Annotated in this window: 1 protein-coding gene; it reads right to left on the reverse strand. The window is 50.0% G+C overall.

Annotated elements, in window-relative coordinates; all coding sequences use genetic code 11:
* Window positions 1–95: 95 nt before the first annotated feature.
* Window positions 96–485, reverse strand: a complete 390-nt coding sequence (locus EA472_RS21835; protein WP_124193552.1) for a hypothetical protein — start codon at window positions 483–485, stop codon at window positions 96–98.
* Window positions 486–1,051: the final 566 nt, after the last annotated feature.

Raw genomic sequence — 1,051 nt, forward strand, 5'->3', positions numbered from 1 at the left:
AGGAAGCCGTTTACAACCTGCTCTCGTGGGTTCGAGACAACGATGATCGTGGCGTCGATGACCTTATGCAAGAGATCGACCACCTTTTCGTTCACTCAACAGCCGACGCTAACGTTCAAAGCTGAGTAATAATTAGCCCCGTAGTCGACCTCCTCAAGTTCCGCTAATACTGTGGCCCAAATCCTATCCGGGTGGTCATTTTCAGCCAGCATTAGGGTGACCTCAGACTCGCCTTCCTCATAACCGGCTTCTGGTGTGACTTCCGCGTCCTCTGACTGTTCTTCCTTTAACGTAGTCGAAGTCACATTATAGTCTAAGCCTTGTTTTTCAAGTTCATTCTTCACACCTTCTAGTCCATCTTTGTGAAAACTTGCCACGATTTGTCCTCTACCCCTTTCCTCATTCTGGTTATGAGCGGTGACAGTTCCAATTGTCCCCATTGCTGTGAGGGAGCCGACAGCCGCTATGATGCTTCTTCGATTCATACGTGGCCCATTTAATTATTATTTTCCCATAGTTATAATTTACCATTTATGTATTATCCTTAAATTTAAGTATTATATTAAAGAATATAGAGGGTTTCCGTAGGCGACCTCAGCACCTCACAAATCAGCCTCGGCTAACTGGCGCTGAAGCGTGATTTCCAACGAATCAAACCGAATCTGTTCTACTCGAGTCCGCCGCGAACGATTTCGGCCAGCGACAGCTCGTATGCGGCGGCGCGATCGACGTCAACCAGTGCGTCTCCTGGACGTCGGACGACTCGATCTCGAGCCGTCGCGAGGGAGACTGGAAGCTCGCGCCCGTCGAGAGGCAGAAAAGACCGACCGGCATTGAAAGACAAAGACCATCGCCCACGCGCCCAACAGCGCCGTGGTTACAACAGGCAGAAAAGCCCACACGGCATTGAAAGCCAAGAGGGTGTCATAGTGATTAAGACGAATCTTTACCAGTGAGATGCGGCCAAATATTGGGCTCGCTGATCGCGCTCAGTCCTCGTGGAATGTAGTCGTTTAGCGTTGAGAGATCGGGAACGAGCCGATACTTGAAC

It is taken from the genome of Natrarchaeobius oligotrophus, assembly GCF_003841465.1.
Lineage (GTDB): Archaea > Halobacteriota > Halobacteria > Halobacteriales > Natrialbaceae > Natrarchaeobius > Natrarchaeobius oligotrophus.

What these genes read in the sequence shown, in the direction of transcription:
- EA472_RS21835 (WP_124193552.1), bottom strand. Translation starts at nt 485, where the DNA reads ATGAATCGAAGAAGCATCATAGCGGCTGTCGGCTCCCTCACAGCAATG.